This window comes from Geobacillus zalihae, assembly GCF_030414215.1.
Classification (GTDB): Bacteria; Bacillota; Bacilli; order Bacillales; family Anoxybacillaceae; genus Geobacillus; species Geobacillus zalihae.
In genome coordinates, this window is record NZ_CP129217.1 from 2145280 (window position 1) to 2165928 (window position 20649).

Consider the following 20649-nt stretch of genomic DNA (forward strand, 5'->3'; position numbering starts at 1 on the left):
TATTTTCATATTATACTATATCTTTTAGAAAATATATACAGGTGGGATGAACTTGGAAATACTTTGTACTCCTTATACAGACGACGTAGACAAATGGCTTAATAAAAAGATTAGTTTATACAGTCAAAAAAAAATACTCCATATTGTACCAACTCTTATTTTGTATCGAAAGAGATTGCAAAGTTACAGAAATCAACACAAAGAGTTATTTCAAAATAATGAAACTGATTTTCGAACAGTAGCTAAAACATTAGAACAAAAAGGAATTTTCCTTTATGAAATGGACCGTTTCTTGCTAAAATTAATCAAAACTGGACCATATACCGTTTTGTCCAAACGAGAATCTGCCGTACTAATTGGGCGTGTTTTAGAAAATCATTCATTCTCTAATAATATTGCTTGGAAATCTTCATTACAAGATATCTCTGAGTGCTTCATTACACTTTCGCAAAGCGGCCTATCCCTAGAGGAAATTCGCGCTCTTGATGCTACACAATCGTGGGAACTCGTTTGCGATTTGTATGAAAATTATTTGGCAGAACTTTCACAACAAGGTGTACTTGACTACGGACAGGCATGTGTACGGCTTCTTCAGGAATATAACTTTGAAAGTTTTGACATGCTTTTGCTTGATGGTGCCTTCTTGCCCATATTGCCAAAACATCAAATGCTCATCAACCGTTTTCAAAAACTGGATAAAAAAATTATTTGCTTTATTCCGATCGACCTAGACTTTCCGAATAACCCTGCGTTCGAAGCAATTAAAACAACCTATGTGAACTTCGCACCTATGACAGAGTGGAAATCGATCAAATCAGAACAAATTGCCCATAGTACTGTCCGGCAACTTGCGCAGTCCATTTTTCACTCCAAAGTTAATGAGATTAGCGACCGTTCAGTAACAGTATTGCGTTTCGTTTCTGAAGAGGAAGAACTGGACTATATTGTAGAGCGTGCAGGCAAACTGATCGAACAAGGAGCAGCAAAACCTCATGAAATTGCCTTAATTACACCGAATCCAATGGAACTACGACCGACGGTTCGAGAACTTGCCGAAATCTATGGAATTGCAATGGAAGTTCCTGAACGCTCGTTGATTCATCTTCCTCATGGGAGAGCCGTTTTTAATTTGCTCAAAATCCATACCGATGACCGTATCGAAGTGCTAGAACTTCCTCATTTTATAGATATAAACATGGTTCTTGAACTCATTGAAGGTGATTTAATACAGATTCCTGATAAAGCTGTATTTCAGTGCATCGTCGATCTGCAGGCCTTTTTCGAGGACTGTAAAACATTTCCCGATTGGTTCAACAAAATCGACGAACTAATTGCAGCGAAGGATCAAATAAATGATGATTACACATCTCACCCATTATATTACATTAGCAAGGACACATTAATTAACGTAAAAAATATAATTGAAATCATTGCAACGATCAGTTCTGATTTAATGTCCGCATCGGATATGACGTTTACAGAACATCTTGACCATATTGTTCGTTACTTTGAAGAGTCACCTTATACAAATGAAATAGAGGAGGAAATCAAAGAGCGGCTTTCGGAAATTGTGGAAGAATTGACTCTTCATAACCATTTTGCAATTACTCGTTCCGAATTCGCAAGACGCATTTATGCGGTTTTGAATGACAAGCAGCATGAAAAAGAGAATGATAAAAGAAAAGTACGACTGAGCAAAGTTTTGGTCACCGGACCAAATAACGTAGAGTATCAAAAGTACGAATATGTTTTTATTACCCGATTCAACCAGCATATGTATCCAGAACGGATTGCTTATGCATGGCCGATGTCGGCGGACATTGAACGAAAAATTTTAAACACCGCCACTGTACAAAAGTTTTCGAATGAAATTTCCTTGTTGCGTTATTATGCAGACCGCTCAGTATATTATATCTATACTGCTCTACAAGCAGCGAAAAAGTCTGTTTTTATTTGCTATTCGCGATTTGAGGACGGAATTAAATTATCCCCGTCTCATTACTTATATGACATAGCTAAAGCACTCGGAATCGTGGAAACAGATGACGTGTCATCCATTGAAAACCTATTAGAAAAAGAAGGTCTGCTATTTGACGCCGGCAGACTTTCCGATGCTCAGGCTTTGCCATTTTATGAGCAAAACCTGCCGCCTATGTCTAAGGATAAAATCATCACGATTGAAGATGTTGCAGTTTACCAACTCTGTCCAAGGCGATTTTACTATGAAAAAAACTTGGAACGTGAATATGTATATTCATCTGCTTTTCATCTTCAAAATTATGCAGTTTCTTTTTTGTATGAGAAGGCTGTTGTTTTATTAGTAAATCAGTTTCCTGAAGTATCCAAGGAAAATATGCATGCAATTTCTCGTTCCTTGCCGAATATTATTGCTCATGCCGAAAAAGAGATCAAAATGATTTTCCCAATGGCGCAGCGTTATTGGGAAGATGTAAAAATGCGTGTTCATTTCCATCTGCAAGGATTGCTTAACCAAATATTATCAAACCCAGATTACAACCGAGCATCATTATCCATTACACAACAAAGACAAGAATCGAAAATTAAAGGATATACATTTGTCGGCGAGCGTCAATTGCGCGTTTCCTATCCAATGATTACTCATTATTACTCTATTACTAACATGAGGAAGATATTATCATTCTCTGCAAATGAAACAAGAGATGAACAGCAAAAGCTCGATCAAGTTAAAAAGGATTACTTTGATTTGCTTAGCAGGTTTTGCCGAAAAGAACGTGCGGCAGAACAATCATTATCCTATTACGCACAACAAATCGAATCAGGCCACTTTTCTAAAAAAGCTGGAGCGCACTGCCGCTACTGCGCTTTTGAAAATGCCTGTAAAGAAAAGGGAGTAGGCTGAGACATGAATCTGACGAAAGAACAGCAAGCAGTGATTGATGCAAACAGCCGAAAAATTCTAGTTAAAGCCGGTGCTGGAACCGGGAAGACAGAAGTGTTGACTCGGCGAATTGTTCGGTTAATCGGCGAAGACCCATCTTTATCCATCACGCAGATGGCGATCATTACGTTTACGAATAAAGCAACAGAAGAATTGCAAACACGATTAAAAAATCGCCTTTATGCTAAATGGAGCAGTTGTTCATCGGAAAGCGAGCGGAAACGGTTTCGTTATGAACTTGAACTGCTCAACTCTTCCCAAATTTCGACCATTCATAAGTTTTGCAAGAACATTTTAAGTGAGGCTGGCCCTTATTATTTAGATGATGTACTGTTTAATCCAAACTTCCATATAAAAAATGATTCACATAAACAGGCCATTACTGAAGTCATCGAAGTCTGGATTCAAGAAAAAAGAGCCAATAACGAGCCTGTAGAACATCTAAACATTATGCCTGTCCATAAGTTAAAAGATATACTTTCCACGTCATATGAATTGCTCCGTACGAAAGGCTTGGACATTGAGACAGTGCTGACTCGCACGAAACGCTATTCGTCGTTGGAAGAGCGGACAACAAGGAGATTAAAAATAGAACTGGTTGAATTGCTAAAACGCATTCATGAACACAATTATTTACTTAAATATAACTCGTTAGACGTCGATGATCTTCTTGAGTACTGCTATAAAATACTCAAAAACGATTATGGTTTATTGCGGAAAATCCAACAAAAGTACAGATACATCTTTATTGATGAATTTCAAGATACATCGCTATACCAAGCGGAAATGGTAAAATTAATTTGCGATGGATCCGACGATGCCCCTGCCTTATTTCTCGTCGGCGATTTGAAACAATCGATCTATGAGTTTCGGGGAGCTGATATCGACTCATACTCGAAAATTGAGGAATGGATTGCCAAGGATGGCATGGTGCTGACATTATCAACAAACTGGCGCTCCAATCCATCGCTAGTAATGTTTGTCAACACCGTTTTTGACCGCATTAAGAAAAAGGAAAGCAGCAATTATACTTTTTACCAAGAACCACTGAAACCAAAAGAAGAGGAGGCCCATATAAGCTTTAGCGAAATATCGGAATGGATTCTATGCAATCCGACGGAATCGCAGGCGAAAAAGGTAGCTGAGTGGCTGAAGAAAAAATTAAGCAATGACGATCCTAGCCGTTATTGTCTGTTATTTCGAAAGAACTTTGAGATTAAAGCATTTGAGAAAGAATTTACAAAGCAAAAAATTCCTTTCAAGGTGATTGGAAGCGGAGATTTTTACAACTGCCGGGAAATCATCGATGCCCTGAAGCTGCTCCAATATCTATACATGCCAACAATGAGCAAGTACGCTTTTGAGGCATTGGGTACTATTTTTATTAATTATGATCATAATAAACTCGACGAACTTTATAAAAATATAAAGCCGTTAATCCCAAAATTTACTCCGGCACAAATATTAGACTATATTTATAAGTTTACCCTTGCCCATAAAGCGTATCCGAAACAAGCTTATGCCAATCTCGTAAAATTAAAACAGCTTGCAAGAGATCTAGGCTTCAATGAACACATTACGTTAGGGCAGTTCATCCAATGGCTCTCAGCTATGATTCAAGCGAAGAAAGATGAACCGCAGGCAGATGTTTTGGATGTTGATTCCGATGACCGGTATGTAACAATGATGACGATTCATAAGGCTAAGGGACTCGAGTTTCCGATTGTGATCCTTCCAAATTTGGATCAAAGCATTAGCCAACGGGCGCTAAATCCTGAAATTTTATATCATCGTGATCAAATGACGCTCGAATTTTGTTATGAAAAATATTATTCAACAGGCACAAAAATTGTTTCAAAAAACTATGAGGAAGCCGTAAACTTAAATCAATATTCAATTTATTCGGAAGAACTGCGAGTGTTATATGTTGCCTTAACACGAGCCAAGGAAAAACTTGTACTCGTTGGCTCTGCGAACTGTCCAGAAAGCAAAATTTGCTATCAAAATTGGTTAAAAATCGATTAGCGTTACGCTAATCGATTTTTTAGCTTCTTCGTCAGCCATGATGGCTTATTCGCCGTTAACATGATAGGACCGTTGTAGATCTTTCCCTCTATAATCGGCCTCAGCTGCCGCTCATAAACAGCAGTTGAACGAATAGAGTTAATATCGACAATAAAGAGATAGTCCGCACTCCTACAATAGTCGCTTAACTGCTCCAACTCAAAAAGCTTCAGTGTCAGCCCTCTTTTTGCCAAAAGCCCTCTGCTTTTTAATAAATCACTAATAAACTCCTTTACTGTTCCTCTTCTCAAGAAGCGATTTAATGGATAGGCAATCGTTATGTTTCTTGCTGCTCCCGTTTGGCAAAGATGATGGACTCGATCAACAACATAATAAAATTCATCAACATAATGTTCAAAAGAAATCAATTGGACATTCAATATTTCTTTTCGTTCCTTCTCCTCTTTTCCCGTTTGTTGTTCCTCTTTGCATGATCTATCTACTTGTCCAGAATAATTAACTTTAATCACTGGATAAATAACTTGTTTTACAATGCGGGCTTCTTCTCGTGAAAGACTGTTAATGGTGAAGAGTGTTTCCATTATGCCGATGATTTTTTCGTTGAAGACATGACTGTCCTCAAGATCTTCCATACAAAACAATTGTTCTAGCGGAATCACTTGGTCAATGCACAAATTGATAATATCAGATGCTGTTAAATCTACAAAAACACATCCTACAGCGACTGGAAACTTCAATTTCCCTTGAAAGTTTCTTTCCTGTTCCACTAATTCCTTGTGTTTGCTTAGTAGATTTATTAACTCATTTCGATACTCAATTGCTTGACTAAACGGGTTTTTTATACTGACCTCCTTCCCATCACTGTATATTTTCCAATAATCCTTCCTAATTTCTCGAATCGTCTGAATAGTATAATCCTTTACCTCTAGTATAAGAACGCCGTAATATTCGTGAAAAAGTACAAAATCCGGATATTTCCCGTTAATTACAGGTTCATAATACACTGTCCATAAATCGTCCAGGTTTGCTTTTAAAGCATTAAATAGCTTCTCTTCTCCTCTTGTTTTAAATGTCGGACATTCTGGAATAACATACGCCATTTTCTTTTCCCTCTCTCAAACATGCCATTCGTCATAGAAATTTTATTGAGTTTTCTTATGCATTTATTATACCGCTTTCCTGTTTTTAGACAAAACATCATTGTATCTTCCTCAAAATTCAGCGTTTGTGTCCTGAACCCAATCGAAATTCCCATACACCCACATACTCCCCCCTCCCTCATCCCATACTAAGAAAAATCGACATCATTCGCATCCAGGAGGCGATCATGGAACAATGGATTCTTTGGGCGCTTGTTGCGGTCGGGGTGGGGCTTTTGTTGTTGAGTTTCCTCATTTTGCCAGCGCGGGATGTATGGGTGTCGTTTTTGCTGAATGCATATGCGGCGAGTTTTTTCGGTTCGATCGTGGCGGGGGCCGGGCTGCTCGAGTATCCGGTCCGTTTTTTTGCTTCTTATACAAATAACAGCGTCATTTTTGAATATCTTCTCTATCCGGTTGTCAGTGTGTACGTCTATGCCACCTCGCGCCGAGCGCGCTGGCCGGGTGTGGCGGCGCAATGCGCGGGGTATGCGGCGGTGCTGACAGCCCTTGAGGTTGTCTTTGAACGGCATACGGATTTGATCGAATATCATGGTTGGAAGTGGGAATACTCACTCGTTACAATGTTTCTGTTGACGTTGGCCGTTCGGTTGCTCGCAGGGCGAATGCTGAGACGAAATGAGTGAGCCAGCATGTCTATTTTTGCCCGTTTGGCGCTATACATATAGTATCATGTCCAAAAGGAGGCAAACGGGATGGTGCTGTTTGACATCAAACACCGCCTGTATTATGAAGTCATCAATTCCGCGCGTCCAAAAATGGCGCCGATCCGCCAAGACCGGGCGTGGGGGTATGTCTGGAAGACCGTAAACGGCGAGGCGGTGAAGTTTTGGATCGATTTCCGGCGCGGGCGGTACATGTATTTTGAGTACGGGCGCAAGTGGTACCGGGTCGCGTACTTGCAGGCAAACGGAAAAAAGTCAGGCGATGATGTGTTGGATGGCGCGATGATTGATTTGACGGTGGACGGGCACCGGCTGCTGTTCATGAAAGGGCGCGTTGGCCGCGAGACGGCGCAAGTGGTCTAAAGCAGGTGCGCCTCTTGGCAGGCGTTGGAGGGTCTTTTTCGCGCTTACGCTGAAACGGCGGGCGGCAAGGGATCATTTTCCCTTGCCGCCTTCTTTTTACGCCCACCACATCTCGGGCAGTTCTTCTTTGAACAGCACCTTTTTCAAAAGCGCGACGGCTTTGGACAGCCCTTCATCGATCGAAGCGAGCATGTCTTCATGTTCGATCGACAGCACGTAGTCGTAGCCGACGGCGCGCAGGGCGCTGACGATGTCGCGCCACATTTTTTCGCTTTGTCCGTAGCCGACGGTGCGGAACACCCATGAGCGGTCGAGGATTTGGCTGTAATGTTTCGTATCGAGCACGCCGTTTTTGCGGATGTTCGCTTCGTCTAGGTACGTGTCTTTCGCATGCACATGGAAAATCGCTTTTTCGCGGCCGAGCAGCTTGATCGCCTCAACCGGGTCGATGCCTTGCCAAAGCAGGTGGCTCGGGTCGAAGTTGGCGCCGATCGCGTCGCCGACATGTTCGCGCAGTTTGAGGAGCGTTTCCGGGTTGTAGACGACAAAGCCCGGATGCATTTCAAAAGCGATTTGCGTGATGCCGTGCTCCTTGGCGAACGCGGCTTCTTCGCGCCAGTACGGAATGACGACTTCTTCCCATTGCCATTTTAAAATTTCCAAGTAATCCGGCGGCCAGGAGCATGTGACCCAGTTCGGGTATTTGGCGCCGGGATGGTCGCCCGGGCAGCCGGAGAAGGCGTTGATGACCGGGACTTCGAGCTGCTCGGCGAGCCTGACCGTTTTCCGCCACGTGTCATGTGACTGTTTCGCGAACGTTTTGTCCGGATGAAGCGGGTTGCCATGGCAGCTTAACGCGCTGATGACGAGGCCGCGGTCGGCGACAGCTTTTTTCAGCGCTTTGATGTTTTCCGGCTGATCCAACAGCGCGTCGGGATCGCAATGGGCGCTGCCCGGGTAATTGCCGGTGCCAAGCTCAACGGCTTCGATGCCCATGGCGGCGACTTTGTCCAGCATTTCCTCAAACGGCAGCTGCTGATACAAGACGGTGAATACGCCTACTTTCATCTCGTTCTTCTCCCCTTTCTAGCGGTGTGAAGCCGGCCGGTCGGCGGCCGGCTCCGCCGTTCCATTTTGTTGTGGCATCATCTAGCACCCAGCTAGCGAAACGAGGCCGACGTCTCCGCGGTGCTGACGCCGCTTATTCCGCCACCCGCACCCATTGTTTCGTGCGATGGCTTTCCAAAATGGCGTCGACGATCCTCATCGTATGATGGCCGTCGGCGATCGTCGCAAACGGCAGTTCCCCAAGCGCCTCGCCGCGTTGTTTCCGGATGATGGCGCTGTAAAAATCACGGAACAAATTTTTCAGCCCGTCCGGCCAGCCTTCTTCATGGCCGCCCGGGTAATGGGCGTAAGCGGCGGCTTGCGGCGACAAAAGCGCCGGGTCGCGGACGATTTCTTCGTTCGGGCCGCTGCGGCGCCCGACCCAGAGGCGGTTCGGGTGCTCTTGGTCCCAAGCGAGCGTCATCTCATCGGCGGCGATTTCAAAATAGAGCCGGTTTTTCCGGCCAGCGCTCACTTGGGAAATCGTAAACGCCCCGTGGGTGCCGTCGTCAAAATGGACGAGCACGCTGCCGCCGTCTTCCGTGTCAATCTGGACGGGTTCGGCGTCTTGAGCATGCCCGGATGCAAACGTGCTCCCTTCCTGCTTCGGCTTGTAGCGGACCGGATGGACAGTGCGCAAGTCGGCGAACACTTCGACGATTTTCTTGCCGAGCACATACTGCACCGTGTCGCACCAATGCGAACCGATGTCGGCGATGGCGCGCGACGGGCCGTTTTGCGCCGGGTCGAGCCGCCAGTTGTAGTCCGTGTCATACAAGAGCCAGTCTTGCACATAGCCGCCGTACACGAAATGAACGCGCTTCGCCTCACGGGCGAGCCGCTCTTTCGCCTCGACAACGAGCGGGTAGTGGCGGTAGTTGAAGCAGACCGCGCTAAGGCTTTCGCTTTGTGCAGCGAGCCGCTTCAATTCCGCCGACTGTTCGCTGTCCATGGCGAGCGGCTTCTCCGACAACAAATGTTTCCCTGCCTCGAGCGCGGCCTTGTTGATCGGGAAATGGAGGACGTTGCGCGTGCAGTTGTGCACGGCTTCGACGTCCGGGTCGTCAATTAAAGCGCGGTAGTCGCCGTACGCTTTCGGAATCCCGAATCGGCGCGCGGCTTCCTCTGCTTTTTCTTGGCTGCTTGAGGCGATGGCGACGATGTTCACAAACGGCAGGCGGCGGAGCGCCTCAATATGGGAAGAAGCGGAAAAGCCGGTGCCGATAATGCCGACGTTGATCCGGTTCATGGCGTCACCCCTCCTTGTTTCGCTTTGATCGGCTCAAGCGGCTTGACGTTGCCGAAAACGATTTCCCCGCGGTTGACCGGCGCGGCCCAGCGGACGGCATTGGCGATCACTTTCAGCACATCCGGGTGATGGTACGTCGGATACGTTTCATGGCCGGGGCGGAAGTAGAAAATTTTCCCTTTCCCGCGCGTGAACGTGCAGCCGCTGCGGAACACTTCCCCGCCTTCAAACCAGCTGATGAAAATCGTTTCGTCCGGCTCTGGGATGTCGAAAAACTCGCCGTACATTTCTTCCTGCTCAAGCTCGATGTACGGTCCGATTCCTTCCACAATCGGATGGCCCGGGGCGACGACCCAGAGACGCTCTTTTTCATCCGCTTCGCGCCATTTCAAATTGCATGTCGTCCCCATCAGCGTTTTGAAAATTTTCGAGAAATGGCCGGAATGAAGGACAATGAGCCCCATTCCTTCGAGCACGCGGCGGTGGACGCGTTCGACCACCTCATCTTTCACTTCGTCATGGGCGATATGCCCCCACCAGACGAGGACGTCGCACCGGTCGAGCACCTCGTCGGTCAAGCCGTGCTCCGGTTCGTCCAAGACAGCGGTCGCGGCGTCAAATCCCGCTTCAGCCAGGTAGCGCGCGATGACAGTATGCATGCCTTCCGGATAAACCGCTCTTACTTGTTCATTTTTCTTTTCATGGCGAAATTCGTTCCAGACGACGACGCGGATGGGTGTAGTCATTCATGGATCCCCCTTGTTTTTTTCGGATTGCGTTCATAAAGGCAAGGACGGCTTGTTTTTGGTTCACAGCTCGCGGGAAGCCAGCACCGCTTCTCACCATTCAATGCGGACTTGCCGCCCTTGTTCGGACGACTCGTAAATCGCTTCCAACACTTTAGCGATCATAAGCCCTTGTTCCGCCGTGCAAAGCGGTGCCGTCTCCTCCGTGATGCTCGTGACAAAGTGGTCAAGGAGCGCCACCCGTTCGCCCTGGTCCTCAAAATGGAGCGTGACATCGGCCGGAACGCCGTGTTCGTTGCGGAACCATTTCACTTCTTGGCGGTTGCCGGCGATGTTCCACTCCCAGCGCACGCCGCCTTCTGTGCCGAGAAACTCGACATACGCCCGCTCTTCTTCAATGTGCGACGCCCAGCTCGTCTCAAGCAGCACGGTTGCGTCGTTTTCGAGCTGGATGAACGCGGAAGCAAAATCTTCGACCGTATACGCAGCGTTCGGCGCAAACGATGTCCCTGGCCATGCTCCTTGGTGGCGCGGACCAAATTTGGCGTACGTTTTCCCCGTCACGGCAACCGGGTTCGGATTCCCGAGCAGCCAGAGCGTGACATCGAGCATATGGACACCCAAGTCAATGAGCGGACCGCCGCCGGAGCGCTCGCGGTCAAAAAACCATGCCCCCCACGCGGGAATGCCTTGGCGGCGCACCCAGCCTGTTTTCGCGTAATAAATCTCGCCGAACGCGCCGGATTGGATTCGCTCATGCAGCCATTGCGCCGCTTGGCGGAAGCGGTTGTTCAACGACACCATAAACTGTTTTCCCGACTCATCACGGGCGCGGATGATGGCGTCGGCCTCTTCCGCTTTCGTCACCATCGGCTTTTCGCAAAGCACGTGTTTCCCGGCCCGCAAGCTGTCGACCGCCACTTGGGCGTGCAAAAAATTCGGCACGGTAATGATGACGGCATCGACATCTGGTGAAGCGAGCAGTTCCTTGTAGTCGCGATACACTTCACGGATGCCGTACGTTTTCGCTTTCTCCGCGGCCGCTTGTTCATTGACGTCGCAAATCGCCTGCAAGACGACGCGCTCGGAAAGGTTTAGCGCCGCCTTGATGTGTTCTTTGGAAATGCCTCCAGCTCCAATCAAGCCGAGGCGGATTGGAATCGTGTTCCCCATGCTTTTTCCCCCTTGCGTTTTATGTTTGCGGCTTCCATATTCCATCGCTTCCCCATCATTTGCTTGATGTAATCGATTACATCATCGCCAGAAAATCCGCCCGTCCCCCAGGACCGGAACGGGACGCTCTGTCCAGTTCTTCAGACAGAGCGCCCGCCTCCACACGAATCGCGGATGACAAGCCGGTCGGGAAGAACGAGCTGGCGCCGCTCGACATCGATTCCTTCAATGAGCCGAAGCAGCAACTCCATCGCTTTTTGGCCGATCTCAAACATCGGCTGGGCGATGGTCGTGAGGCTCGGTTCAAAAATCGAGGCCATTTGAATGTCGTCAAATCCGACGACCGCCACATCGTGCGGAACGCACCCGCCGCGATGGCGAACCGCTTTGATCGCCCCGATCGCCATCTCATCGTTAGCGGCGAAAATCGCGGTCGGCGGCTTCTCAAGGGCGAGTAGCTTGAGCGTCAAATGATATCCAGACTCATAGGTAAAATCGCCTTCCTGCACGAGCGCAGCGTCCTCCTCAAGCTCATGCTGGGCCAACGCCTGTTGATAGCCGCGCAGCCGATCACGGCTCAAAATGATGTTCATCGGCCCGGACAGGTGGGCGATGCGGCGATGGCCAAGGCGGATCAAGTGTTCTGTCGCCTTGCGGGCGCTGCTGATGTTATCGATCGAAACGGTCGGGATGTCCGTCCCTTCCAAATACTCGCACGCCAAGACGATCGGAAACTGCCGCGCCATCTCTTCCACCAGCTCTTTGCGGATGCGGGCGGTCAAAAAAATCATCCCGTCGACTTGCCGCTGCGGCAGCAAATTCAAATACTGCTCCTCAAGACGGGCGTCATTTTGCGTATCGCCAAGCAGCACCTGATAGCCGTGCTCGAGGGCGACCGCTTCAATACCGCGCAACACCTTTGAGAAAAACGGATTCGTAATATCGGGCACAACGACGAGCACCGTTTCCGTCTCCATCCGCCGCAAATACCGGCCAAGCACGTTCGGCTGGTAGTTCAGCTCTTCAATGGCTTCGAGCACGCGCTGCCTCGTCTCTTCAGTGACGTTGCCCGCATTGCGCAGCACGCGCGACACAGTGGCCGTCGATACGTTTGCCCGCTTCGCTACATCTTTTATGCTTGCCATCAGTGCAGTCCTCTCAGTTATGTAATCGATTACATCACCATCGTATCGAAAAGACTGGGTGGTTGTCAAGCATTGTTTTTTCGATCCGTCGCTGAATCGATGCTTCCCACTTCAACCGCAAGCGTAGGCGGGACAGGGGGGCAAATCTCAGTCTCTATAAAAGACTTATCACATGATGAATCCGGGCATTGTCCAAGACTAGCGCAACCCCGCTCTTTCGACAAAAGCAAGAAGTTCAAGGACATTCATAGTGTTGGCAGGCTGGTGCTTGTATGACAGGAAGCAAATACAAAACAGAGGTTTTTCCTAGAAGGCCGGTGAAAAACCGCTGTCACGTGCAAATCAGCGGTATTCTGCCAAAAAAGAAAGCTGATTCCGCAAGGTTTCTCGAATTGAAAAACGACTGGGATCCGAAGTATTTTGCACTAAATCACCGGCCTCCTAGCGATCCATTTTTTATCTTTTCCATGCAGGATTTTTTCTTCTGCTCACGAATCAATATGATGTAAAGTTTCAAAGCGAGGTGATCGAATGGCCATTGACCATGACCGATTGTTCAAAGAGCTGATTCAAACGTTCTTCGAAGAGTTTCTTCTCCTCTTTTTCCCCGACATGCACGAACACATTGATTTCAGCCATTTGTCTTTTCTGTCCGAAGAACTGTTTACCGATGTCACGGCAGGTGAAAAATACCGCGTCGATCTATTGGTCGAGACGAAGCTGAAAGGGGAAAATGGGCTGATCATCGTTCATGTGGAGAATCAAAGCTACGTGCAACCATCGTTTCCAGAGCGCATGTTTGTCTATTTCAGCCGTCTGTTTGAAAAATACCGCACCCGCATCGTTCCGATCGCTGTCTTCAGCTATGAGGCCCTTCGCGAGGAACCGTCCGTGTTCTCAATCGAGTTTCCCTTTGGCGACGTGCTGCAGTTTCGCTTTTTCCCGGTGGAGCTGCGCAAGAAACATTGGCGGGACTACATCCGGCATGACAATCCGATCGCGGCTGCCCTCCTTGGCAAAATGGGGTATACTGAAAGTGAGAAAGTCGAGTTGAAAAAAGAGTTTTTGCGCATGTTGGTGCGATTGGAGCTGGATGAAGCGAGGCAGCGGCTGCTCTTGGGCTTTTTTGAAACATATGTGAAGTTGTCGGAGGAGGAAGAGCAACAACTGCAAAGAGAGGTGAAGGCGATGGAAACGAAAGAAAGAGAAAAAGTGTTGGAGCTGATCATTTCCTATGAGCAAAAGGGAAGGAAAGAGGGATTGGAAGAAGGAATGAAACGCGGGATTGAACAAGGGATCAAGCAAGGAATGAAACAAGGAATGAAGCAACTGATTCGCAACATGGCGCGCAAAGGAATGACGGTGGAAGACATTGCCCGGTTGGTGGATCTCCCAGAGGAAGATGTTCGGGGATTGCTTGAAAAGTAGGGAAATCAAAAGCAAGTGGATGGCCCTGGAAAATACCGAAAGAAGACGGTTGGCGGCGACAAGCGGCCAACCGATCGTCGTACGAACAGCATGGCCTAAAGATGCCCGGAGACCGCCGTGTTTGTGAAGCCCGTGACTTTCGAAGATCCAGTGCCTAAAAAAGCCTAACCAACCATCTATGAATCATTGGGAGAGGGGAACTCCATGGAAATTAGAAAACCAAACGATTCGGAATACAAAACGATTTTATCACTCACACCACAAGCATTATTCGAAGGCACATTAGGCGAAGCAAAACCGTCAGATGAAAAAGTCAAACAACTGATTGAGCCATTATTGCAGAAAGGGAGCTATTATTTGATCGCAACGGAAGGCAATCATCTGATAGGTTGGATTTTAATCGGAGCAAGTCAAGACCTGCTTACTGGGAAAAGATATGGATTCATCTATGAATTGTTTGTGTTAGAAGAATTTAGAGGAAAGGGAATGGCAAGGAAATTAATAGAAGCCGGCATCGAACATTTGAAACAAGATGGATATTCAGAGGTTCGTTTGCGTGTATATGCAGGAAATCAAGCGATGAAACTGTATGAAACACTCGGATTCAAGCACCACACCATTATCATGAGCATGAACGTGTAAGGCAAACATATCCCGCCCACCGTCATCCTTAGCAGGCGGCAAGAAGAAGCGCCTTTGCCCGAACGCAAAGGCGCCCATAGTGGTGTTCAGTCCGATTCATCTAATCAATCGCCTGGCGCGCACGGTCTTGCAGCATTTTCACCCCAGCGAGTGAAATCAAGCCCATGACGACGATATAGAAGGAGATGGCGGTGGCGCTGCCGTATTTGTGCAACAGCCACGTGCTGATGAGCGGGGCTGGGCCGCCGGCGATGATCGAGGCCAGCTGGTAGCCGAGCGAAGCGCCGCTGTAGCGAAGCCGCGTCGGGAAGTTTTCCGCGATCATGGCCGCCTGCGGGCCATACAGCATGCCGTGGAACACCATGGCCACGACCGTCGCCAAGAAGATGAGCCCGACGCTTTTCGTATTGACCAGCCAGTAATACGGAAACGCCCAAAGCATCAACAAAATCGTGCCCGTCATGTAGACGCGGCGGCGGCCCCACCGATCGGATAAATGGCCGGAATAGACGATCGAAAGCGCGTTGATCACCGCAGCGATAATCGTCACATTGACGAAAACGCTTTTTTCCATCCCCAAAAATGTCGTCCCATAGCTGACGATAAATGTGACAAAAATGTAGAATGACCCGTTTTCAATCACCCGCGCAAGCGCTGACCATAGAATTTCGCGCGGATGCTTGACCAGCACCTCGCCGACCGGCATCTTGCTCGTTTCTTGTTTTTTCATCGCTTCTTGGAACAGCGGCGATTCGAGCACTTTCAGCCGGATGTACAGCCCGATGGCGATGAGAAGGAAGCTTATGAGAAACGGAACGCGCCATCCCCACGCATAAAAGCTGTCGCCGCCAGCCGCAAGCATCAGCGTCGTCACAAGGGAAGAGGACAACAGCCCGAACGGCACGCCCATTTGCGGCAGCGAGGCCATAAACCCACGCCGTTTGCCTTCTTCCCACTCCATCGCAATCAAAATTGCGCCGCCCCATTCCCCGCCGACGCCAATGCCTTGAATGAGACGCAGCGCGGTCACTAGCACCGGCGCCCACAGGCCGATTTGCTCATAGGTCGGCATCAGGCCGATCAACGCCGTCGCCAATCCCATCAACAGCAGCGTGGCGACCAACGTCGCCTTCCGGCCGATGCGGTCGCCGAAATGGCCGAAAATCGCGGCGCCGACCGGCCTGGCGATAAATCCTAACGCAAAGGTGGTAAAGGATTGCATCAGGGCGACGTACGAATCTCCCTCTGGAAAGAATAATTGTGGAAACACGAGAGCGGCCATCGTCCCGTAAAGGAAGAAATCGTACCATTCAATCGTCGTGCCGACCACACTGGAAATCGCCGCCCGCTTTTTTTGACGCTTCAATTCCACCGTATCCATCATCGTTACAGCCATTCACAACACCCCTTTCACGCAATCAAAGTGCGCGCATCTCATGGAAACGGAAAAACAAATGGATGATAGCAAAAAAACGAACATAATGTTAGCGCTTCCAAAAACAAACCGTCATGGACTCGTTTCTTTGTCAGACCGTCATGACGTTTCACAAGCCCGTCATAGAGCTTTCCCTTCCCGCGCTACAAGCACATGCACAACGGCATCGACGACCGTTTCTTCCCGCTGGTTGACAATCCGCTGATGCACCGTGACGAGCCCGGCTTCCTCGCCCCGTTCCGTCAACCGCTTCACTTCCGATTCCACGTAAATCGTATCGCCGATCTTGACGGGACGAACGAAACGGAGTGAATCGATGCCATAAAACGCCAGAACCACTCCCGGTTCCATCATCCACAGCCCTGTCGCCGCCGACAGCGTCAACATCCCATGGGCGATGCGCTCGCCAAATGGCGTCCGCTTGGCGTATTCCTGATCCATGTGCAGCGGGTAAAAATCGCCGGAAACGCCGGCAAACCGCACAATATCCGCTTCGGTGATCGTTCGTCCGCGCGAACGGTGGCGCTCGCCAAGCGCATACTGTTCAAACGGACGGTCAAATCGCACGCCTTTCCCTCCCCTTGATTGGTGCAAAAAAGAGTAAAAACAAATTCCACCCCCTTTCCGCGGCTGCCACTGCCTATTTTGTTAATATTCTGAATATTAATCATATCATCTTTGGCCTTTACGCATCCCTCCCCGCTAGCCCGTCTGTCATTAACATATGAACGGAGTGGAGCGGATAGAACTGCCCCTCCGCGCTTCATGTTTCCAAAAACAAAAGGATGCCGGCCGGCACCCTTTGTTCTTCCTTATTCTTTTACCGAACCGGACGTGAGCCCGGAAACGATGCGGCGCTGAAACAACAGCACCATGATCACAAGCGGGATCGTCACCACCACGGTGGCTGCAGAAATTTCGCCCCACGGGATCGTATACTGGCCTTGGAACATGGCAATGCCGACCGGAACGGTTTTGTATGTTTCCGCTGTGTTGATCGTCAAGGCAAATAAAAATTCGTTCCATGCGGCAATGAAGACGAGAATGGACGTCGTAAACACCCCCGGCACAGCGAGCGGCAAAATAATTTTAAAATACGTCTGCATCGGCGTCGCCCCGTCCATTTTCGCCGCTTCTTCCAAGTCAAACGGAATCTTGCGGAAAAAGGTGACAAGCAGCCAAATCGACAACGGCAAGGCAAACGTCGTATACGGAATGATCAATCCTAAGTAGCTGTTCGTCAACCCGAACTTTTTCACAAACATGTAAATCGGAGAAATGGTGGCAATTTGCGGAAACATGGATACAGCCAACACCAAGCCGAGAATGACCGTCTTGCCTTTAAATTCAAGGCGCGCGATCGCATAAGCCGCAAACGCGGCGACAAAGACCGTATACACCGTCGTAATGGTCGCCACGACCGTGCTGTTCCATAAATAGCGCAAAAACGGGTAATTGACAAAGACCGATACATAGGATTTTAAGGTCGGATGGCTCGTCAACCAATCGAACGCTTTGTCGCCAAACAATTCGCTAAGCGGCTTAATGGAACTGAGCAACACCCATAAAAACGGAAACATCACAAAGAACACAAACAGGGCTAAAAACACGTAAAAGAGCGGACCTGCTTTTTTCGTCATGATCCCACCTCGCTTATCGTTTCACACTCGCGCTGTCAGACAGCAAATCCTTCCCAAGCCACTTAATATAAATCATCGAAATGATGGCTACGCAGAGAAATACGATAACGGCCAGCGCCGACCCCGCGCCGAAATTCGTCTGCGAGAACATGACTTTATACGCTAAAATCGAAATCGTTTCCGTCGAGTTCGCCGGCCCTCCGCCGGTTAAGACGTAAATCAGGTCGAACACGCGGAACGCATCGAGCGTGCGAAACAACAACGCGACTAAAATGCTTGATTTTAACAGCGGCAGCGTGATTTGGATGAATTGCTGCCATTTGGTAGCCCCGTCGATCGAGGCGGCTTCATACAACGAACTCGGAATCGTTTGCAGCCCGGCCAGCAGCAAAAGCGCCATATAAGGGGTTGTCTTCCATACATCGGCAAAAATGACCGCAAACATCGCCCCCGCTTCCGTCGTCAACAAATCCCCCATCCGGTCGACAAGGCCGACCGTTTCGAAATATTTGGCGACAATACCGTTTTGTCCATCGTATAAAAATTTCCACATAAGCGCGGATACGGCGGTAGGAATCGCCCACGGAATCAAAATCGTCGCCCGCACAAGCCCGCGGCCAAAAAAGGCCTTATTGATGAGCAACGCAATTCCGAGCCCTAACACTAGCTCAATGGCGACCGACACCACCGTAAAGAACGTCGTATTCCATAACGCTTTCCATAAGCGCATGTCACTGAAGCTGTCCTTATAATGCTTGAGGCCGACAAAGTTTGGCTCGATCACGACCCCTTCGAGCCCTTCGGCCAAGCCGACGACTTTATCCGCCTGCTGCAGTTCGCCCGCTTTTTTCATCTCTTTGAGCGTCTTTACGACATCATGAACCGTGTCGGTCAGCCGCTCAGCCGTCTGTTTGTCCAGCTCGGCGATCTTCAGCTCATCGCTTGGCGTCTCGAAATTGTCGAGCACTTCGTTCACTTTGTCATATTGCTTCGCCACTTGATCGTTGGAACGGATCGCCGCGTCCAGTTTCGCGAGTTTTTGTTCTATTTGCGCCAACGTTTGTTTCGTTTGTCCATCCGCAGCCGCCATTTCCTGCTTAAGAGCGCTTTTGAGGAACGGATAGTTTTGTAGATATCCTTCCAGATCGAGGCTGTAACTCCAGTGAATCGACGATTTGGTCGGGTCATTGAGCCGATAGTCGAACAAGCTGTAATAAAAGGACTGGATGACGGGCCAAATGGCGATCGCCAAAATGAGCAGCATGGCCGGCGCGACAAGCGAATAGCCTAGTAGGCGCTCCATTCGCTTTTCATTCCTCATCGCTGTTCTCTCCCTTCTGCTTGGAAAAGGATATTAGCCTTCAGCACCGGGCAGATGACGGCCTGAAGGCTAATGAATCAAAAATGGCAAATCAACATCGCGTTCTCTTTGTTTAACTGATGGGGCATTGGCCGGCGTTGGCCAGATTCGGATCGGCTGCGGCGCGCCGGCCCAGTCATTCGACTTACTTATTCAAGGCTGCTTTCATTTCTTTTTCCATATTGGCCACAGCTTGTTCGACCGTCAGCTCCCCGGCCAGCGCTTTGGATACGTTAATTTGGATGATTTCCGAAATTTCCGGGTAGTTCGGGACGACCGGGCGCGGCACAGCGGCGTTCAACGCATTGACAAATCCTTCTTCCGCAAAGAACGGATTGGCTTTTAAGACATCTGGATCTTTAAACAATTCCGGAAGCGTCGGCGCTAAGCCGCCATAAATCGCGGAAATTTTTTGCCCCTCCGGCCCCGTCATAAATTTGACAAATTCCCATGCTTCTTTCGGATGTTTCGAATATTTGTTGATCGCGGTCATCCAGCCGCCCAGCGCGGCAGCCGAACCTTTGTCTCCGGCCGGAAGCGGAGCCACGCCGACTTTGCCGACGATTTTCGATTGTTCTTTGTCGTTCGCTAGCGCGTATTGATAAGGCCAGTTGCGGATAAACGGCGATTGTCCTTCAATGAACGCGGTATGCGATTCTGGTTCAGTGAAGGTGGTGATGTTGCTCGGCACAACATCGGACTTGACGATTTCCACCATTTTCTTCAGCCCTTTGATCGTTTCCGGGCTGTTGATCACGACATTCCCGTTTTTATCGACGATTTGTCCGCCGTAAGAAGCGATAAATTCAACGGCGTTGCACACCAATCCTTCATATTGTTTGGCCTGCATCAAATAGCCGAACTTCGTGCCGCCTTTTCCTTTCAGTTCTTTGGCCTCTTTTAAGAGTTCATCCCATGTTTTCGGCACTTTCTCCTCAGGCACGAGGTCGGTGCGATAGAACAGCATGCCGGCATCAATGAATTTCGGCATCGCCCATTGCTTGCCATTGAAGTTGCCGGCTGCGAGCGCCCCTTGGTTGTATTTACTGAGGTCAATGCCGTCTTTCTCAATAAAGCGGTCGAGCGGCAGCGTATAACCCGCTTGTGCAAACTCCGCCGGCCAAATGACGTCAAGATCCATGACATCGATTTCCGATGACTGCGCATTTAACATCGTAACGTAAGCATCATGCTGCTTCCCGGTGTCAGCCGGCATTTCGCGAAATTCCACATCGATGTTCGGGTGCGTTTTCTCGAACGCTTCGATGATTTTTTCGGTGGCTTTCGTGGAATCTTGGCCGCGGGCATAGACAATTTTCACTTTTTCAGACTGGCTCGTTTTCCCTTCTTCGTTTTTGCTGTCTTGGCCCGTCTGGCTCTCGCTTTGGCCGCCGGAGCATGCCGCGAGCCCCATCGTAAGCGCTAACAAAACAGCCGATGTTTTGAGTGTCTTTTTCACCATGATTCTCCCCCTTTAAATTTTGGATTTGTCAAACACCGCATGGCATCGCGTATAGTGGTTGCTTCGACTGCCCCAATCACCTCCTGGACATGACATCCATTGACGTTTGACTTGGCATCCCCCACTGCT

The 20649-nt window shown here is 48.8% G+C and carries 17 protein-coding genes; 6 read left to right on the forward strand and 11 right to left on the reverse strand.

Going from position 1 to position 20649, the window contains the following annotated elements:
- The first annotated feature begins 46 nt into the window (after positions 1-46).
- Entirely contained in the window at positions 47-2881 is a 2835-nt protein-coding gene (locus QWV57_RS10735) for a PD-(D/E)XK nuclease family protein (RefSeq protein ID WP_301099888.1), read from the forward strand.
- Between the two features lie 3 nt (positions 2882-2884).
- Positions 2885-4945 (forward strand): UvrD-helicase domain-containing protein, encoded by a 2061-nt coding sequence (locus QWV57_RS10740; RefSeq protein WP_301099890.1) that lies wholly within the window; start codon positions 2885-2887, stop codon positions 4943-4945.
- Positions 4946-4947: 2 nt separating this feature from the next.
- Here QWV57_RS10740 and QWV57_RS10745 read toward each other — a convergent pair whose 3' ends face one another.
- The gene (locus QWV57_RS10745; RefSeq protein ID WP_301099892.1) at positions 4948-6045 is read right to left on the reverse strand and encodes a nuclease-related domain-containing protein; all 1098 of its coding nucleotides are present in this window, start codon (positions 6043-6045) and stop codon (positions 4948-4950) included.
- Positions 6046-6272: 227 nt separating this feature from the next.
- Here QWV57_RS10745 and QWV57_RS10750 point away from each other — a divergent pair, with 227 nt between their 5' ends.
- Both QWV57_RS10750 and QWV57_RS10755 read left to right on the forward strand, forming a co-directional pair.
- A complete protein-coding gene (locus QWV57_RS10750; RefSeq protein WP_301099893.1) occupies positions 6273-6731 on the forward strand; it encodes a CBO0543 family protein in 459 nt (152 codons plus the stop codon).
- A 69-nt stretch (positions 6732-6800) separates the two neighbouring features.
- Positions 6801-7133 (forward strand): hypothetical protein, encoded by a 333-nt coding sequence (locus QWV57_RS10755; protein ID WP_061580956.1) that lies wholly within the window; start codon positions 6801-6803, stop codon positions 7131-7133.
- Between the two features lie 96 nt (positions 7134-7229).
- Here QWV57_RS10755 and QWV57_RS10760 read toward each other — a convergent pair whose 3' ends face one another.
- The 5 genes from QWV57_RS10760 to QWV57_RS10780 all read right to left on the reverse strand — a co-directional run bounded on the left by QWV57_RS10760 (position 7230) and on the right by QWV57_RS10780 (position 12553).
- Entirely contained in the window at positions 7230-8201 is a 972-nt protein-coding gene (locus tag QWV57_RS10760; RefSeq protein ID WP_033017215.1) for a sugar phosphate isomerase/epimerase family protein, read from the reverse strand.
- A gap of 133 nt (positions 8202-8334) precedes the next feature.
- Positions 8335-9489, reverse strand: a complete 1155-nt coding sequence (locus QWV57_RS10765) for a Gfo/Idh/MocA family protein (RefSeq protein ID WP_301099894.1) — start codon at positions 9487-9489, stop codon at positions 8335-8337.
- Positions 9486-10235: a ThuA domain-containing protein gene (locus tag QWV57_RS10770; RefSeq protein WP_301099895.1), complete on the reverse strand. Its 750-nt coding sequence runs from the start codon at positions 10233-10235 to the stop codon at positions 9486-9488. The genes QWV57_RS10765 and QWV57_RS10770 overlap by 4 nt, the downstream gene beginning before the upstream one ends.
- Before the next feature lie 93 nt (positions 10236-10328).
- Complete coding sequence (locus tag QWV57_RS10775; protein WP_301099896.1) at positions 10329-11408, reverse strand: Gfo/Idh/MocA family protein; 1080 nt, start codon at positions 11406-11408, stop codon at positions 10329-10331.
- 140 nt (positions 11409-11548) lie between these two features.
- Positions 11549-12553: a LacI family DNA-binding transcriptional regulator gene (locus QWV57_RS10780; RefSeq protein ID WP_301099897.1), complete on the reverse strand. Its 1005-nt coding sequence runs from the start codon at positions 12551-12553 to the stop codon at positions 11549-11551.
- A gap of 531 nt (positions 12554-13084) precedes the next feature.
- On the opposite strand from QWV57_RS10780, the gene QWV57_RS10785 reads away from it, so the two are divergent.
- Together QWV57_RS10785 and QWV57_RS10790 are read left to right on the forward strand one after the other, a co-directional pair.
- Positions 13085-13981 (forward strand): Rpn family recombination-promoting nuclease/putative transposase, encoded by an 897-nt coding sequence (locus tag QWV57_RS10785; RefSeq protein ID WP_301099898.1) that lies wholly within the window; start codon positions 13085-13087, stop codon positions 13979-13981.
- 204 nt (positions 13982-14185) lie between these two features.
- A complete protein-coding gene (locus QWV57_RS10790) occupies positions 14186-14623 on the forward strand; it encodes a GNAT family N-acetyltransferase (protein WP_015375213.1) in 438 nt (145 codons plus the stop codon).
- Between the two features lie 100 nt (positions 14624-14723).
- Here QWV57_RS10790 and QWV57_RS10795 read toward each other — a convergent pair whose 3' ends face one another.
- The 5 genes from QWV57_RS10795 to QWV57_RS10815 form a co-directional block, all read right to left on the reverse strand.
- Positions 14724-16019: an MFS transporter gene (locus QWV57_RS10795; protein ID WP_015375214.1), complete on the reverse strand. Its 1296-nt coding sequence runs from the start codon at positions 16017-16019 to the stop codon at positions 14724-14726.
- 159 nt (positions 16020-16178) lie between these two features.
- Positions 16179-16625: a MaoC/PaaZ C-terminal domain-containing protein gene (locus QWV57_RS10800; RefSeq protein WP_301099899.1), complete on the reverse strand. Its 447-nt coding sequence runs from the start codon at positions 16623-16625 to the stop codon at positions 16179-16181.
- Between the two features lie 245 nt (positions 16626-16870).
- On the reverse strand, positions 16871-17698 hold the full coding sequence (locus QWV57_RS10805; protein WP_020754412.1) for a carbohydrate ABC transporter permease: 828 nt from the start codon (positions 17696-17698) through the stop codon (positions 16871-16873).
- 13 nt (positions 17699-17711) lie between these two features.
- Positions 17712-19019, reverse strand: a complete 1308-nt coding sequence (locus QWV57_RS10810; RefSeq protein WP_301099900.1) for a carbohydrate ABC transporter permease — start codon at positions 19017-19019, stop codon at positions 17712-17714.
- A 184-nt stretch (positions 19020-19203) separates the two neighbouring features.
- Positions 19204-20520: an ABC transporter substrate-binding protein gene (locus QWV57_RS10815; RefSeq protein WP_301099901.1), complete on the reverse strand. Its 1317-nt coding sequence runs from the start codon at positions 20518-20520 to the stop codon at positions 19204-19206.
- Positions 20521-20649: the final 129 nt, after the last annotated feature.

What these genes read in the sequence shown, in the direction of transcription:
- QWV57_RS10735 (WP_301099888.1), top strand. Translation starts at nt 47, where the DNA reads ATGAACTTGGAAATACTTTGTACTCCTTATACAGACGACGTAGACAAA.
- QWV57_RS10765 (WP_301099894.1), bottom strand. Translation starts at nt 9,489, where the DNA reads ATGAACCGGATCAACGTCGGCATTATCGGCACCGGCTTTTCCGCTTCT.
- QWV57_RS10805 (WP_020754412.1), bottom strand. Translation starts at nt 17,698, where the DNA reads ATGACGAAAAAAGCAGGTCCGCTCTTTTACGTGTTTTTAGCCCTGTTT.
- QWV57_RS10760 (WP_033017215.1), bottom strand. Translation starts at nt 8,201, where the DNA reads ATGAAAGTAGGCGTATTCACCGTCTTGTATCAGCAGCTGCCGTTTGAG.
- QWV57_RS10740 (WP_301099890.1), top strand. Translation starts at nt 2,885, where the DNA reads ATGAATCTGACGAAAGAACAGCAAGCAGTGATTGATGCAAACAGCCGA.
- QWV57_RS10815 (WP_301099901.1), bottom strand. Translation starts at nt 20,520, where the DNA reads ATGGTGAAAAAGACACTCAAAACATCGGCTGTTTTGTTAGCGCTTACG.
- QWV57_RS10810 (WP_301099900.1), bottom strand. Translation starts at nt 19,019, where the DNA reads ATGAGGAATGAAAAGCGAATGGAGCGCCTACTAGGCTATTCGCTTGTC.
- QWV57_RS10790 (WP_015375213.1), top strand. Translation starts at nt 14,186, where the DNA reads ATGGAAATTAGAAAACCAAACGATTCGGAATACAAAACGATTTTATCA.
- QWV57_RS10770 (WP_301099895.1), bottom strand. Translation starts at nt 10,235, where the DNA reads ATGACTACACCCATCCGCGTCGTCGTCTGGAACGAATTTCGCCATGAA.
- QWV57_RS10795 (WP_015375214.1), bottom strand. Translation starts at nt 16,019, where the DNA reads ATGGCTGTAACGATGATGGATACGGTGGAATTGAAGCGTCAAAAAAAG.
- QWV57_RS10780 (WP_301099897.1), bottom strand. Translation starts at nt 12,553, where the DNA reads ATGGCAAGCATAAAAGATGTAGCGAAGCGGGCAAACGTATCGACGGCC.
- QWV57_RS10785 (WP_301099898.1), top strand. Translation starts at nt 13,085, where the DNA reads ATGGCCATTGACCATGACCGATTGTTCAAAGAGCTGATTCAAACGTTC.
- QWV57_RS10745 (WP_301099892.1), bottom strand. Translation starts at nt 6,045, where the DNA reads ATGGCGTATGTTATTCCAGAATGTCCGACATTTAAAACAAGAGGAGAA.
- QWV57_RS10755 (WP_061580956.1), top strand. Translation starts at nt 6,801, where the DNA reads ATGGTGCTGTTTGACATCAAACACCGCCTGTATTATGAAGTCATCAAT.
- QWV57_RS10775 (WP_301099896.1), bottom strand. Translation starts at nt 11,408, where the DNA reads ATGGGGAACACGATTCCAATCCGCCTCGGCTTGATTGGAGCTGGAGGC.
- QWV57_RS10750 (WP_301099893.1), top strand. Translation starts at nt 6,273, where the DNA reads ATGGAACAATGGATTCTTTGGGCGCTTGTTGCGGTCGGGGTGGGGCTT.